The following is a 14,320-nucleotide window of genomic DNA, read 5'->3' as shown; positions in this document are numbered from 1 at the left end:
GTGCCTTCCCGGACGGCTCGTTGCGAGTGTCCGAGCAGGATACGACGCAGGCGGGTGATCCGCGCGACCCTCGCAAGGAGTGGGGTGGTCCGATCGGGTGGCCTCCGTCACGTGACAGCGTCATGCGGGCGGTCGTCCAAGGGTTCCCGTGAGTGGCCGGGAGCGACCATGCCAGGTCGCTGATAGCCTGGTACCCCGTGGACCGGTGGGCATGAGAACCCCCGAACCGCAGCGACGGCACCCCTGAAAACCCGGGACGCCTCGCACCTCTCCACCTCGCGACCACGGGAGCCCCCTCTTGGCCATGCCGCCCAAATCCACGACGACCAAGCACCTCTTCGTCACCGGGGGCGTCGCCTCCTCGCTGGGCAAGGGGCTCACCGCCTCCAGCCTGGGTGCCCTCCTGAAGGCGCGGGGCCTGCGGGTCACGATGCAGAAGCTCGACCCGTACCTGAACGTCGACCCCGGAACGATGAACCCGTTCCAGCACGGTGAGGTCTTCGTCACCAACGACGGCGCCGAGACCGACCTGGACATCGGCCACTACGAGCGGTTCCTCGACGTCGACCTCGACGGCTCCGCGAACGTGACCACCGGCCAGGTCTACAACACCGTGATCGCCAAGGAGCGCCGCGGTGAGTACCTCGGCGACACCGTGCAGGTCATCCCGCACATCACCAACGAGATCAAGCACCGCATCCGGCGGATGGCGACCGACGACGTCGACGTCGTGATCACCGAGGTCGGCGGCACCGTCGGCGACATCGAGTCGCTGCCGTTCCTGGAGACGGTCCGCCAGGTCCGCCACGAGGTCGGCCGGGACAACGTCTTCGTCGTGCACATCTCGCTGCTTCCCTACATCGGCCCGTCCGGTGAGCTGAAGACCAAGCCGACCCAGCACTCGGTCGCGGCGCTGCGCAACATCGGTATCCAGCCCGACGCGATCGTGCTGCGCGCCGACCGCGAGGTGCCCACCGCCATCAAGCGCAAGATCTCGCTGATGTGCGACGTCGACGAGGCCGCCGTGGTCGCCGCCATCGACGCCCCGTCCATCTACGACATCCCCAAGGTGCTGCACACCGAGGGCCTGGACGCCTACGTCGTACGGAAGCTGGACCTGCCCTTCCGCGATGTGAACTGGACCCAGTGGGAGGACCTGCTGGACCGCGTCCACAACCCTGACCACGAGGTGAAGGTCGCGCTGGTCGGCAAGTACATCGACCTCCCGGACGCCTACCTCTCGGTCACCGAGGCGCTGCGCGCGGGCGGCTTCGCCAACAAGGCCCGCGTGAAGATCAAGTGGGTCACCTCCGACGACTGCAAGACCCCGGCCGGCGCCCGGGCCCAGCTCGCGGACTGTGACGCGATCTGCATCCCGGGCGGCTTCGGCGACCGTGGTGTGGACGGCAAGGTCGGTGCGATCACCTACGCCCGCGAGAACCGCGTCCCGCTGCTGGGCCTGTGCCTGGGTCTGCAGTGCGTGGTCATCGAGGCGGCCCGCAACCTGGCCGGCATCGAGGGCGCGAACTCCACCGAGTTCGACCCGGCGGCGGCCGACCCGGTCATCTCCACGATGGCCGAGCAGATGGACATCGTCGCAGGTGAGGGCGATATGGGCGGCACGATGCGACTGGGTATGTACCCGGCCAAGCTCGCCGAGGGCTCGATCGTCCGCGAGGTCTACGGCGATGCCCCGTACGTCGAGGAGCGCCACCGCCACCGCTACGAGGTCAACAACGCCTACCGCGGCGAGCTGGAGAAGAAGGCCGGGCTGCTGTTCTCCGGCACCTCCCCGGACAACAAGCTCGTCGAGTACGTCGAGTACCCGCGTGAGACGCACCCCTACCTCGTCGCCACCCAGGCGCACCCGGAGCTGCGCTCCCGCCCGACCCGTCCGCACCCGCTCTTCGCCGGGCTGGTGAAGGCCGCGGTCGCGCGCAAGACGGGCGCCGCGAAGTAACGCACACCGCGACGGATACGGTTGCCGGGGTACGGCCTCATCGAGGTCGTGCCCCGGTTTCTGCGTTGGCACAGGCACATACAGGAGGACGCGCCATGGCGATCAAGGACACCCCGGAGGAGTGGACGGTCACCGCGACCACGACGCCGTTCACCGGGAACAAGACCAGCGTGCGCACCGACGAGGTCGTCATGCCGGACGGCGCCATGGTTACGCGCGACTACCAGGTTCACCCCGGCTCGGTTGCCGTCCTCGCCCTCGACGACGCGGGCCGGGTGCTGGTGCTGCGCCAGTACCGCCACCCCGTACGCCACCGGCTGTGGGAGATCCCCGCCGGACTGCTCGACGTCCCCGGGGAGAACCCGCTGCACGCGGCGCAGCGCGAGCTGTACGAGGAGGCGCACGTCAAGGCCGAGGACTGGCGGGTGCTGACCGACGTCTACCCCACGCCGGGCGGCTGCGACGAGGCCGTGCGGATCTTCCTCGCCCGTGATCTGTCCGAGGCCGAGGGGGAGCGGTACGAGGTCTCCGAGGAGGAGGCCGACATGGAGCTGGCGCGGGTGCCGCAGGACGAGCTGGTGCGCGGGGCGCTCGCCGGTGAGCTGCACAACAACTGCCTCATCGTGGGGGTGCTGGCGCTCACCGCGGCCCAGGGCGGCGCGGGTCTGGACGCGCTGCGGCCGGCCGACGCGCCATGGCCGGCCCGCCCCTTCGAGGCCTGAGCCCCGGCCCGACGGCGCCCCACCCCGTATCGGTCGGATGATCCGCCGATCCGATCGAGTGACTCAACCGCCGCGCTCCGCACGGTACGTGACGAGGCGTGAACTACGCTCGGAATGGTTCCGTCCGTGCTCGCGGCGGACTCGTACGCGCAGGTGGACGGAGCGTGACCGGTGACGGATCAGGCGGTGGGCGGGGGGCACCTCCCGCCGGAGGCGATGGCGGTGCCCGCCACGGCGGCGCCCGGCCGGCGGGCATCGGGGTCCCGCCAGGACGGTGCCGCCGCCCGCCGCGCCGTCCCTCCCGCCACTTCGCCGTCCGTCACCGGATTCGCCGGACGCCACCGCGAGCTCAAGGCGCTGTACGCCGATATCGCCCGCGCCGGCCTGGACACCCTCTCCGGCCGCAAGGGCGCCCGCAGCCGGGTGCTGCTGATCGCCGGCCGCCCCGGCTCGGGCCGTACGGCACTGGCCGAGGAGCTGCTGCGCCGGCTCGCCGACGACTATCCCGACGGTGTGCTGCGGGCCACGCTGACCGGGCCGGGCGGCGCACCGGCCGGCACCGACCGCACCGCGCGTGACCTGCTGGCCACCCTCGGCGTCGATGCCCCGCCGGGCGCTGCCGAGGACGAGCTGACCGAGTGTCTGCGCGAGGCGCTCGCCGGGCGCCGGGCACTGCTCTTCCTGGACGACGCCCCGGGCGCGGAACAGGTCGAACCGCTGCTGCCGGACGCCCCGGACTGCCTGGTCGTGGTGGTCTCCCAGGGGCCGCTCACCGGCATCCCGGACGTCCGGCCGTGCGCCCTGGGCGGCCTGGACGGCGCGGCCTGCGTCGAGATCCTCGCCCGCTACGCCGGACCGACCCGGATCACCGTCGACCCGCGGACCGCCGACAGCGTCGCGGAGGAGTGCGGCGGCCAGCCGGCCGCGCTCGTCCTGGCCGGTGCCTGGCTCGCCGCCCGGCCCAAGTCCTCGGTCGCCGATCTGCGCCAGGCGCTGCACGCCGTCCCGCTGCCGCCGGACCTGCCCACCGGCGCCCGCCCGCTGTTCCGCGCCTTCCGGCTCGCCTACGAGGCGCTGCCGCCGCCGTCCGCCCGGATACTGCGACTGCTCACGCTGGCGCCGGCCGGCATCGTGGACGCGCACACCGCCTCCGCGCTGGCCGGCTGCTCGGTGGCCGCGGCCGACACCACACTGGGTGACTTCGCGGCGCTCGGTCTGCTGCGGCCCCTCGCCGACGGGGGCGACGCGGCCCCGGCCGCCGCCGCACCCGACGCCGCCGGGCACCCGCAGTACCGCCTGCCCGGCTGTCTCGATCCGCTGGTGCGCGTCCTGCTCGGGGAACACGAGCGGCCGGCCGACGTCCAGTTGGCCCGCGCCCGGATGCTGGAGCGGACCGTACGGCTGCTCCAGTCCTGCCGAGCGATGGCCGAACCTGCCGATTCGCCCGCCCGCCAGAAGGTCGCCGGGCTGCCGCGCTCGCTGCGCTTCACCTCGAAGGACGTCGCCGGGCACTGGCTGCGCAGCCGTCGTGGCGCGCTGCTCGACGCCGCTCGGATCGCCGTCGCGGACGGTGAACTCGACACTCTGGACCGGCGGTTGATGGCCGCGCTGACCCGGACACTGCTCGCGCACCAGGGCGCCGAGGCCGCCGCGCCGGACCTCTACGCACTGCACGGACTCGTCCTGGAGGTCGCCGAGCGGCGCGAGCTGCCGCGCGAGAAGGCCGCCGCCCTGCTGAACCTCGCGGATCTGGACGGCCAGGCGGGGCGTACCGCTCAGGCGCTCACCCGTTACCGGGGCGCACTGGAGGCGGCCCGTTCGGTGAAGGACCCGGTGGCCACCGGCCGGGCGCTGGAGTCGCTGGGCGGTACGTACACCGAGCTCGGCGACTGGCAGCGGGCCGCCGACTGGTACGGGCGGGCGCTGGAGCTGCGGCTCGCCCGCGACGAGGGCGCCGACGCGGCGCGGCTGTACGGCCGGATCGGTGGCGCGCACACCTACGCGGGCCGGTGGGGCGATGCGCTCAAGGAGTGGCGGGCGGCCGCCCGGACGTATCGCAGGCTCGGCGATGTGGCCGGCCAGGCGCGGGCGACCGGGGAGGTGGCCCGGGTCCAGGAGTACGCGGGGCGGCCCGAGGAGGCGCTGCGGACCTGCCGTGAGGCCGTGGAGACCGCCCGGAAAGCGGGTGACGGACGGCTGGAGGCGGCGCTGCAGCTACGGATTGCGGACACCCTTGAGCGGCTCGGTGACCCAGCGGCGGCACGGCTCCACCGCGCCGTGGGAGAGCGGCTCCTCGAAGATCACCCCGAGTGACCTACGAAATCGGTGGCGCTTCTCGCAAGATTTATTGCTTTGCAAGGCTAGACAAGAGCAGCTCCTTCAATAGACTGGCTGGGCCGCGTACGGCGCGGTCAGTTCCGTCATGCATCGCATGAGGGGATAATTCCTCCTGCACCCTCTCTTTCAAGGACCGTGATCGACGTGAAGGTCGGCATCCCCCGCGAGGTCAAGAACAACGAGTTCCGCGTGGCCATCACGCCCGCCGGAGTCAACGAGCTCGTCCGCCATGGCCACCAGGTCTTCGTCGAGAAGGACGCCGGTCTCGGCTCGTCCATCACGAACGAGGAGTACGTTTCCGCCGGTGCCACCATCCTGGACACCGCAGATGAGGTCTGGGGCACCGCTGACCTGCTGCTGAAGGTCAAGGAGCCGATCGCGGAGGAGTACCACCGCCTCCGCAAGGACCAGACGCTCTTCACCTACCTGCACCTGGCCGCCTCCAAGGAGTGCACGGACGCGCTGCTGGAGTCCGGCACCACCGCCATCGCCTACGAGACCGTCGAGACGGCCGGCCGTCAGCTGCCGCTGCTCGCCCCGATGTCCGAGGTCGCGGGCCGCATCGCCCCGCAGGTCGGCGCGTACCACCTCATGCGCCAGGCCGGCGGCCGCGGTGTGCTGCCCGGTGGCGTCCCCGGTGTCCACGCGGGCAAGGCCGTTGTCATCGGTGGTGGCGTCTCCGGCTGGAACGCCGTGCAGATCGCGGTGGGCCTCGGCTTCCACGTCACCCTGCTCGACAAGGACATCAACAAGCTCCGCGAGGCCGACAAGATCTTCGGCACCAAGGTGCAGACGATCGTCTCCAACGCCTTCGAGCTGGAGAAGGCCGTCGTCGAGGCCGACCTCGTCGTCGGTGCGGTCCTGATCCCGGGCGCCAAGGCCCCGAAGCTGGTCACCAACGAGCTCGTCGCCAAGATGAAGCCCGGAAGTGTCCTTGTCGACATCGCGATCGACCAGGGCGGCTGCTTCGAGGACTCCCGTCCCACCACGCACGCCGAGCCGACCTTCACGGTCCACAACTCGGTCTTCTACTGCGTCGCCAACATGCCCGGCGCGGTGCCGAACACCTCCACCCACGCGCTCACCAACGCCACGCTGCCCTACATCGTGGAGCTGGCGAACCGTGGTTGGGTCGAGGCGCTGCGTCGTGACCCGGCGCTGGCCAAGGGCCTGAACACGCACGACGGCAAGGTGGTCTACGGCCCCGTCGCCGAGGCGCACGGTCTCGAGACCGTCGAACTGCGCACCCTCCTCGGCTGAGGCGTCAACGAAGCGCGTCAACGCTGCACATCCGGCCGGGCCTTGTCGACAGGGCCCGGCCGGTCGCATGTGCGACACGCGGAGCGCCGTGCTCCGGATCACCGGCTCCCAACTCGCCGTGAACGTAACCCTTTAACCGATTCGCGTACCCCCGAAACATCGGGCCGATGCCGCTTGCGCCCTTGACATTGAGGGGTCCGGTTACCGACACATCGTGCCGGGTCCGGTGGATTGTGTTGCTGCGGACGCCCGACACGCCATAGAGTCGCCAACCGTCGGCATGGTGCCACGCTGACCTATCGATAAAGTTTCCTGGTCACATCCAAGGAGGTAAGACGACTTGTGAATGAGTCGACATTTTCTCCCGGAGGTGGTCAACCAGGAGTGGTTGCACGGGGCCAGGGTCCCTCGGGGCTCGAGGCTGTCGGCTCCGTCGCGGTCCACACCTACGCAGCCCACCAGAGCATTTCCACGACAGCCCACCAGAGCATGGACGGCCATCACGTGAACGCCATGGCCGGCGACCGGGGCAGTGGAGAACCCGCCCGTCTCGCCGACTACGACGACCTGCCCGAGGGGCACTTCTACGATCCGGACGCGGAGTACGAGCCGGACCCCGAATATGCCGCGACGCTCGCGCCGGACGCCGCGCGCCAGCGCCGCGAACGCGTCGGCCCGACCGGACGCCCGCTCCCTTACTTCCCCATTCCGGGACCGCTGTCCGACCACGGCCCCGCCAAAATCATCGCGATGTGCAACCAGAAGGGCGGGGTCGGCAAGACCACCTCGACCATCAACCTGGGCGCCGCACTCGCCGAATACGGACGACGGGTGCTGCTCGTCGACTTCGACCCGCAGGGCGCCCTGTCGGTCGGACTCGGCGTCAACCCGATGGAGCTCGATCTGACGGTCTACAACCTGCTCATGGAGCGGGGTATGTCGGCCGACGAGGTGCTTCTGAAGACCGCGGTCCCCAACATGGACCTGCTGCCCAGCAATATCGATTTGTCAGCGGCAGAGGTGCAGTTGGTCAGCGAGGTCGCGCGCGAGTCGACCCTGCAGCGCGCCCTGAAGCCGCTGCTGGCCGACTACGACTACATCGTCATCGACTGCCAGCCCTCCCTCGGTCTGCTCACCGTCAACGCCCTGACGGCCGCTCACAAGGTCATCGTGCCGCTGGAGTGCGAGTTCTTCGCGCTGCGTGGTGTCGCGCTGCTCACCGAGACGATCGAGAAGGTCCAGGAGCGGCTCAACCCCGAGCTGGAGTTGGACGGCATCCTCGCGACGATGTACGACTCCCGCACCGTGCACAGCCGTGAGGTGCTGGCGCGCGTCGTCGAGGCCTTCGACGATCACGTCTACCACACCGTCATCGGCCGTACGGTCCGCTTCCCCGAGACCACCGTCGCGGGCGAGCCGATCACCACGTACGCCTCCAACTCCGTCGGTGCCGCCGCCTATCGTCAGCTCGCCAGGGAGGTGCTCGCCCGGTGTCACGCCGAGTGAGTCTGCCGGGAGCCGACGAACTGTTCCGTACCACCGGGGGAGGGGGGTTGCAGCCCTCCAGCCCCCGCCGCACGGCGAACGGCTCCGCGGGCAACGGCGAGGCGCCCCGGGTGCCCGCACCGGCCGGCGAGCCGGATCCGGCCGCGGACGGCCCGGAGGCGACCACCGCGGTACGGCAGCGGCGGCCCGGCAGCGGCGGCTCGGACAGTCCGGCGGTGGCCGGTGACGGCGGACCGGCCACCCCGCCCCGGGTGCCGGCGGTCGGCTCCCCGGCCGAACACAGCGGCCGTGAGACGGACGGCGACGGTGCCAATGGCCACCGGGCCCAGGCGGGTCAGGCCGGCCAGGCGGCTCAGGACGCGGCGGCGGCGGCCGTGCAGGCCGGCGGCCAGGGCCGCCGCCGCGGCGGCTCCCGCGGCGCCAACCGCCGCCCCAGCGGCCGGGAACGGCACGACGAGAAGATCACCGTCTATGTCTCCGCCGAGGAGCTCATGGACCTCGAACATGCGCGATTGGTGCTGCGCGGCGAACACGGCCTCGCCGTCGACCGCGGCCGGATCGTCCGCGAGGCGGTCGCCGTCGTCCTCGCCGACCTGGAGTCGCGCGGCGACGCCAGCATCCTGGTGCGGCGGCTGCGGGGCCGCTGACGCTTGATCCCACGGTCCACGCGTGGGGCGCGGTCGGTTCGGCACCGCGGGGAGCCGCCGTCGTGGTCGCTCGCCGTTGCGGAGAATTCCTGCGGCGGCTGCCGCGGTGCCGAAACGTCACGCCGGGCGGGTCGGGATAGCCTGCCACCTCGGCGGGATGTCCCGCCCGTGACCAGCCCGTCGCCCCCAGCGCGGGACCGCAGCACCATGGACCGCGATGCCGACGACCCACGACGACGCCCCCGCTCCCCGCGCCCGCCGACAGCTCGGGCGCGGGCCGGGTGCGGGCCCGGCGGCACCGGAACAGCCCGCGACGCAGGACCGGCCCGGGGCTCTTGATGAGCCCGTGGCTCCTGATGAGCCCGGGGCTCCGGAGCCGTCAGAGGCCCCCGAGGCGTCAGAGACCCCCGAGTCATCAGAGGCTCCTGATGAGCCAGACGCTCGGGGCGAGCCAGAGACTCCGGGCGAGCCACCGGCGGCCGCCCCCGACGCCGCGGCCGCCGAGGCGCCCCCCGCGAGCGGCGACGGCAGGTTCACCCTCCGGCTGGACAACTTCGAAGGCCCCTTCGACCTCCTCCTGCAGCTGATCTCCAAGCACAAGCTGGACGTCACCGAGGTCGCGCTGTCGAAGGTGACCGACGAGTTCATGGCGCACATCCGGGCCATGGGTCCCGACTGGGATCTGGACCAGACCACGGAGTTCCTGGTCGTCGCGGCGACACTGCTGGATCTCAAGGCGGCCCGGCTGCTGCCCGCGGCAGAGGTGGAGGACGAGGCGGACCTCGCGCTCCTGGAGGCCCGCGATCTGCTCTTCGCCCGGCTGCTGCAGTACCGCGCGTACAAACGGATCGCGGACATCTTCAGCGGCCGGCTGGCGGACGAGGCCCGGCGCTTTCCCCGTACGGTCGGGCTGGAGCCGCACCATGCCGAGCTGCTGCCCGAGGTCGTCATCAGCATCGGGGCGGAGGGGTTCGCGAGGCTCGCGGTGAAGGCGATGCAGCCCAAGGCCAGGCCCCAGGTCTATGTCGACCACATCCACGCGCCGCTGGTGAGCGTGCGGGAGCAGGCCGAGGTGGTGATGGCACGGCTGCGCGAGGCGGGCGAGACCAGCTTTCAGGAACTGGTCGCCGATGCGCCGGACACCCTCACCGTCGTGGCGCGCTTCCTGGCCCTGCTGGAGCTCTACCGGGAGCGGGTGGTGGTCCTGGACCAGGAGGAGGCCCTGGGGGCGCTGACGGTCCGCTGGACGGGCGCGGAGGGGGCCGAGCCGGTGGTCACGGACGAGTTCGACCAGGAACCGGGCCGGCGCGCCGCCGGGGCGGAGCAGGGAGAGCAGGGAGAGCAACCGGAAGAGGAGCGGACATGAGCGGCGGAGCCGGTGGCGAGACGTACGACGTCGAGGCGTACGACCTCACGGAGGCCGACGGAACGGTGGCCGGTGCGGACGGCGGCCCGGGGGAGCGCCCCGAGGCGCCGGCGGGGGCGCTGGGCGTCGCCGAGCTGGCGCTGAAGCCCGCGCTGGAGGCCGTCCTCATGGTCGTCGACGAGCCGGCGACCGAAGAACACCTGGCCAGGGTGCTGGAGCGGCCCCGCCGCGCGGTCGCGCTGGCGCTGCGCGAGCTGTCCGACGACTACACCCGCCAGGGGCGCGGATTCGATCTGCGGCTGGTCGCCGGGGGCTGGCGGTTCTACTCCCGGGCCGAGTACGCGGACGCGGTGGAGAGCTTCGTCCTGGACGGCCAGCAGGCCCGGCTCACCCAGGCCGCATTGGAGACTCTGGCCGTGGTCGCGTACCGTCAGCCGGTCAGCCGTTCCCGAGTCTCGGCCGTACGCGGCGTGAACTGTGACGGTGTGATGCGCACGCTCCTCCAGCGCGGCCTGGTGGAGGAGGCGGGGACGGAACCTGAAACAGGTGCGATCCTGTACAGGACGACGAACTACTTTCTGGAGCGGATGGGCCTGCGTGGCCTTGACGAGCTCCCTGAGCTCGCACCGTTCCTCCCGGAGGCGGACGCGGTCGAGGGTGACTCCGCGGAAGGTATTCCGTCGTTCGACGTAGACGACAGCGGCGACTCTCAGACGGATCATTGATGCGAAGCAGCGGCAGGAACAACAGGGACAGCGGTCGGGGCAACTACCGCGGCGCCGATGGGGGCTCCGCCCGGCCAAAGGCGGGGGGAAAGCGGGACGACAAGCAGCAGCGTGCGGGCCGTCCCCGTCCCGAGGAGCGCCGCTACGACGTGGGCGGTACCGGTGGACCCGGCGGCTCCTCGGACCGCAAGGACGAGCGTGGCGGCGGCCCCAAGAGCGGTGGCAGCCGGGGTGCGGCGGCCCGCGGTGGCGCCAAGGGCGGTCCGCGTACGGGTGCTGCGTCCAAGGCGGCCCGCCCTGGCGGCAAGGGCGCCCCGCAGCGCGGCCGCGGCCAGGCACCCTCGCGGCCCCGTGAGCTGGACGCCAAGATCGAGGAGCGCAACCGCGCCCGCCACAGCAAGCCGCAGGTCAAGACCCCCAAGACCTTCGGTGACCAGGAGGGCGAGCGGCTGCAGAAGGTGCTGGCCAGGGCCGGTATGGGCTCGCGGCGGGCCTGCGAGGAGCTGATCGACCAGGCGCGCGTCGAGGTCAACGGCCGGATCGTCAGGGAGCAGGGTCTCCGGGTCGACCCGGAGAAGGACGAGATCAAGGTCGACGGCCTGACGGTCGCCACCCAGTCGTATCTCTTCTTCGCGCTGAACAAGCCGGCCGGTGTCGTCTCCACGATGGAGGACCCGGACGGCCGCCAGTGCCTGGGCGACTACGTGACCAACCGCGAGACGCGGCTGTTCCACGTCGGCCGGCTGGACACCGAGACCGAGGGCATCATCCTGCTCACCAACCACGGCGAGCTGGCGCACCGTCTGACGCACCCGCGCTACGGCGTCAAGAAGACCTATCTGGCGGCGATCCAGGGCCCGCTCCCGCGTGACCTGGGCAAGCAGCTCAAGGACGGGATCCAGCTGGAGGACGGCTACGCCCGCGCCGACCACTTCCGGGTCGTGGAGAACACCGGCAAGAACTACCTCGTCGAGGTGAGCCTGCACGAGGGCCGTAAGCACATCGTGCGCCGGATGCTCGCCGAGGCCGGCTTCCCGGTCGACAAGCTGGTGCGGACGGCCTTCGGCCCGATCGCGCTGGGCGACCAGAAGTCGGGCTGGCTGCGCCGGATGACCAACACCGAGGTCGGCATGCTGATGCGCGAGGTCGAGCTGTAACCCTCCCGCGGGCCTTCGCGGCGCCGTGAAACGCCTTGCGGTGCCGCCTCACCACCCCTTAATGTCACCATGACGTTAAGGGGTGGTTTTTTCATGGTGTCCACGGGGTCCGCCGCAACCGGCTCGCTGATCGGGCTCGCTCTCGGTGACGCGCTCGGCTTTCCCACCGAGTTCAACGATGTGCCGTCGATCCTGGCCAAGTGTGGCCCGTGGCGGCAGATGGAGCTGCCCGAGCCCGCCTTCGTCACCGACGACACCCAGATGACACTGGCGTTGGGGCGCGGACTGCGGACGGCCATGGGGCACGCAGCCCTGACACCACCGGCCCTGGCAGGCCCGGTGCGCGCGGAGTACGTCGACTGGTGGCGCTCGCCCGACAACAACCGGGCACCGGGCAACACCTGCCTGCGGGCGTGCCAGCTGCTCAGTGACGAGGGCCGGCCGTGGGTCGAGGCCAGCCAGACCGGTTCGAAGGGCTGCGGCGCCAATATGCGGGTCGCGCCCGTCGGGCTCGCGCCGGGCCTGAGCCCGCAGCAGCGCTCCGGTGCCGCACAGCTGCAGTCCGCGCTGACCCATGGGCACCCCACCGCGCTCGCCGCGAGCGATCTGACCGCCCACGCCGTGCGCGTCCTCGCCGACGGCGCCCGGCCCGCCGAGCTGACCGGCCTGCTGCGCGCCCACGCCCACGACCACCGCACCGACTACCGGGAGGACTGGCTCGGCGACCTGTGGCAGCACGCCCAGGACCCGTCCCCCACGGCATTCATCGCACGCGGCTGGGACGACTGCCTCGGCGTCCTGGACCGCCTGGACGCCGCACTCGGCGCACCGGACCCGGAGGCCGACCCTTGCCTGGCCACCGGCGCCGGCTGGATCGCGGAGGAGGCGCTGGCCACCGGCCTGCTGTGCTTCCTGCTCTTCCCCGACGAGCCGCTGACCGCGCTGCGCCGGGCCGCCTGCACCTCCGGCGACTCCGACTCGATCGCCTGCCTGACGGGCGCCTTCGCGGGCGCCCGTCTGGGAGCCGGTGCCTGGCCCGAGGAGTGGGCCGCCCGTATCGAGTACCGCGACGAGCTGCTGGCGCTGGGGGAGGCCTGGGATGTCTGAGCACCTGACAGCCGCCGGCCGGGACGCCGTCCTGCGGGCCGCCGGGCTGCCCGCCGTCGACCTGGGCGCCGTGGTCGCCGAACAGGACGATCCGCTGGTCTTCGCGACGGTCTCCGGCGCGCATCTGTACGGCTTCCCCTCCCGCGACTCCGACGTCGACCTGCGCGGCTCCCACCTCCTGCCGGCCGCCGCGCTCGTCGGCCTGCACGAGCCCGACGAGACCAGGACCCGGATGTGGGACCGGGACCGCGTCGAAATGGATCTCGTCTCGCACGACCTGCGGAAATTCGCTCGCCTGCTGCTGCGCCGCAACGGCTACGTACTGGAGCAGCTGCTCTCGCCCCTGGTCGTGCACACCACCGACGTGCACAAGGAGTTGATCGCGCTCGCGCCGGACCTGCTCACCGCCCACCACGCCCATCACTACCGCGGCTTCGCGACCACCCAGTGGCGGCTCTTCGAGAAGACCGGCGAGCTGAAACCGCTGCTCTACACCCTGCGGGTGCTGCTCACCGGTATCCATCTCATGGCCGGCGGCCGGCTGCAGCCCCATCTGCCCACCCTGGTGGGCGAGTTGGCCGCACCCGCCTACGTACCGGAGCTGATCGCGGCCAAGGAGGCGGCCGAACACGGCCCGGCCGGCGAGGTGGTGGACACGGCGCGGCTGCGCACGGACGTCGAGGCGCTGCACGCACGGCTGGACGCCGCCCAGGCCGCGACCGCCCTGCCCGATGCCCCCGGCGCCCGCGAGGCGCTGCACGACCTGATCGTCCGGGCCCGGCTCGCAGGGCCCGAAACTCCCTCAGTCGAGCGCTGAGGCGCGCCGGGCCCGGAACAGGAAGTCCGCCACCCGGGCCCGGTCCGGCTCGGCCGGCAATGGCGAACCGGACACCGCCACCTCGGCCTCCTCGGACAGCCGCGCCATCCGGCGCTCCACCGTGTCCCAGGTCACCTCGCCGCGCCTGACCGCCAGCAGCTCCTCCCGGTCCTGGCCGACGTCCAGCGTGAGCACGCCCGTACGGAGCAGATCGCGCGAGCACGCCAGCAGCCGCAGCAGATGCATGGCCTGCTTCCAGCGGGGCGTGCCGCGCTGCCGCACATCGGCCCGCAGCTGCTTCAGCTGGCCGGTGGCGTAGCCCGCGAAGGTGCGATGGACCTGCCGGGACAGGAATGCGTCGCGCAGCGTGAGCAGCTCCCGGCCGGTGGTGTCGATGCGCTCCACCAAGGGGGAGTGCAGACACTCCAGGGTCGTGGGGTTGGCGCGCAGCGCCAGCTGGCAGAACCGTTCCAGCTCCCAGGAGAACTCCTCCTCGCGCGGCCCCTCCACATGGGTCGGCGGCTTCTCGAAGCCCCAGAAGAGCCGGGTGGGTGCGAGATACACCCCACGCCGGTCGGTGTCGCTGCTCTCTGTCGCCAGTCCGAAGGCGCGCGAGCCCATCACACATGCGTAGACGGTGTGCTCGGCGACCAGGGAGTGACCTGCGGCGGCTGCGGACATGGCGGCGATTGTCGCTGGCGGGGAGGGCGGATGTC

The 14,320-nt window shown here is 71.6% G+C and carries 12 protein-coding genes; 11 read left to right on the top strand and 1 reads right to left on the bottom strand.

Annotated features, from left to right (window positions below; all coding sequences use genetic code 11):
* The first annotated feature begins 304 nt into the window (after positions 1-304).
* The 11 genes from KI385_RS11335 (at position 305) to KI385_RS11285 (ending at position 13,604) form a co-directional block, all read left to right on the top strand.
* Positions 305-1,960, top strand: a complete 1,656-nt coding sequence (locus KI385_RS11335; protein WP_238572067.1) for a CTP synthase — start codon at positions 305-307, stop codon at positions 1,958-1,960.
* 95 nt (positions 1,961-2,055) lie between these two features.
* The gene (locus KI385_RS11330) at positions 2,056-2,682 is read left to right on the top strand and encodes an NUDIX domain-containing protein (RefSeq protein ID WP_238572066.1); all 627 of its coding nucleotides are present in this window, start codon (positions 2,056-2,058) and stop codon (positions 2,680-2,682) included.
* Between the two features lie 171 nt (positions 2,683-2,853).
* Complete coding sequence (locus KI385_RS11325; protein ID WP_238572065.1) at positions 2,854-4,995, top strand: tetratricopeptide repeat protein; 2,142 nt, start codon at positions 2,854-2,856, stop codon at positions 4,993-4,995.
* 168 nt (positions 4,996-5,163) lie between these two features.
* On the top strand, positions 5,164-6,279 hold the full coding sequence (gene ald, locus KI385_RS11320; RefSeq protein ID WP_128507086.1) for an alanine dehydrogenase: 1,116 nt from the start codon (positions 5,164-5,166) through the stop codon (positions 6,277-6,279).
* Positions 6,280-6,768: 489 nt separating this feature from the next.
* Positions 6,769-7,785 carry a ParA family protein gene (locus tag KI385_RS11315; RefSeq protein WP_018087947.1) on the top strand — a complete coding sequence of 339 codons (1,017 nt, stop codon included), beginning with the start codon at positions 6,769-6,771 and terminating at the stop codon, positions 7,783-7,785.
* On the top strand, positions 7,782-8,432 hold the full coding sequence (locus tag KI385_RS11310; protein WP_238577655.1) for a hypothetical protein: 651 nt from the start codon (positions 7,782-7,784) through the stop codon (positions 8,430-8,432). Before KI385_RS11315 ends, KI385_RS11310 begins: the two co-directional genes overlap by 4 nt.
* A gap of 217 nt (positions 8,433-8,649) precedes the next feature.
* Positions 8,650-9,798: a segregation and condensation protein A gene (locus tag KI385_RS11305; RefSeq protein ID WP_238572063.1), complete on the top strand. Its 1,149-nt coding sequence runs from the start codon at positions 8,650-8,652 to the stop codon at positions 9,796-9,798.
* On the top strand, positions 9,795-10,523 hold the full coding sequence (gene scpB, locus KI385_RS11300) for an SMC-Scp complex subunit ScpB (RefSeq protein WP_238572062.1): 729 nt from the start codon (positions 9,795-9,797) through the stop codon (positions 10,521-10,523). Before KI385_RS11305 ends, scpB begins: the two co-directional genes overlap by 4 nt.
* Positions 10,523-11,680 carry a pseudouridine synthase gene (locus KI385_RS11295; RefSeq protein WP_238572061.1) on the top strand — a complete coding sequence of 386 codons (1,158 nt, stop codon included), beginning with the start codon at positions 10,523-10,525 and terminating at the stop codon, positions 11,678-11,680. The genes scpB and KI385_RS11295 overlap by 1 nt, the downstream gene beginning before the upstream one ends.
* A gap of 93 nt (positions 11,681-11,773) precedes the next feature.
* On the top strand, positions 11,774-12,787 hold the full coding sequence (locus KI385_RS11290; RefSeq protein ID WP_238572060.1) for an ADP-ribosylglycohydrolase family protein: 1,014 nt from the start codon (positions 11,774-11,776) through the stop codon (positions 12,785-12,787).
* Positions 12,780-13,604 carry a nucleotidyltransferase domain-containing protein gene (locus tag KI385_RS11285; RefSeq protein WP_238572059.1) on the top strand — a complete coding sequence of 275 codons (825 nt, stop codon included), beginning with the start codon at positions 12,780-12,782 and terminating at the stop codon, positions 13,602-13,604. Before KI385_RS11290 ends, KI385_RS11285 begins: the two co-directional genes overlap by 8 nt.
* Here KI385_RS11285 and KI385_RS11280 read toward each other — a convergent pair.
* On the bottom strand, positions 13,590-14,285 hold the full coding sequence (locus tag KI385_RS11280; protein WP_238572058.1) for a nucleotidyltransferase domain-containing protein: 696 nt from the start codon (positions 14,283-14,285) through the stop codon (positions 13,590-13,592). The two genes, KI385_RS11285 and KI385_RS11280, sit on opposite strands and share 15 nt — an antisense overlap.
* Between the last annotated feature and the right edge of the window lie 35 nt (positions 14,286-14,320).

This window comes from Streptomyces inhibens (assembly GCF_022221585.1).
Lineage (GTDB): Bacteria > Actinomycetota > Actinomycetes > Streptomycetales > Streptomycetaceae > Streptomyces > Streptomyces inhibens.
Note: the sequence above shows the minus strand (reverse complement) of the source record. Positions and strands in the feature narration are given on the sequence as shown.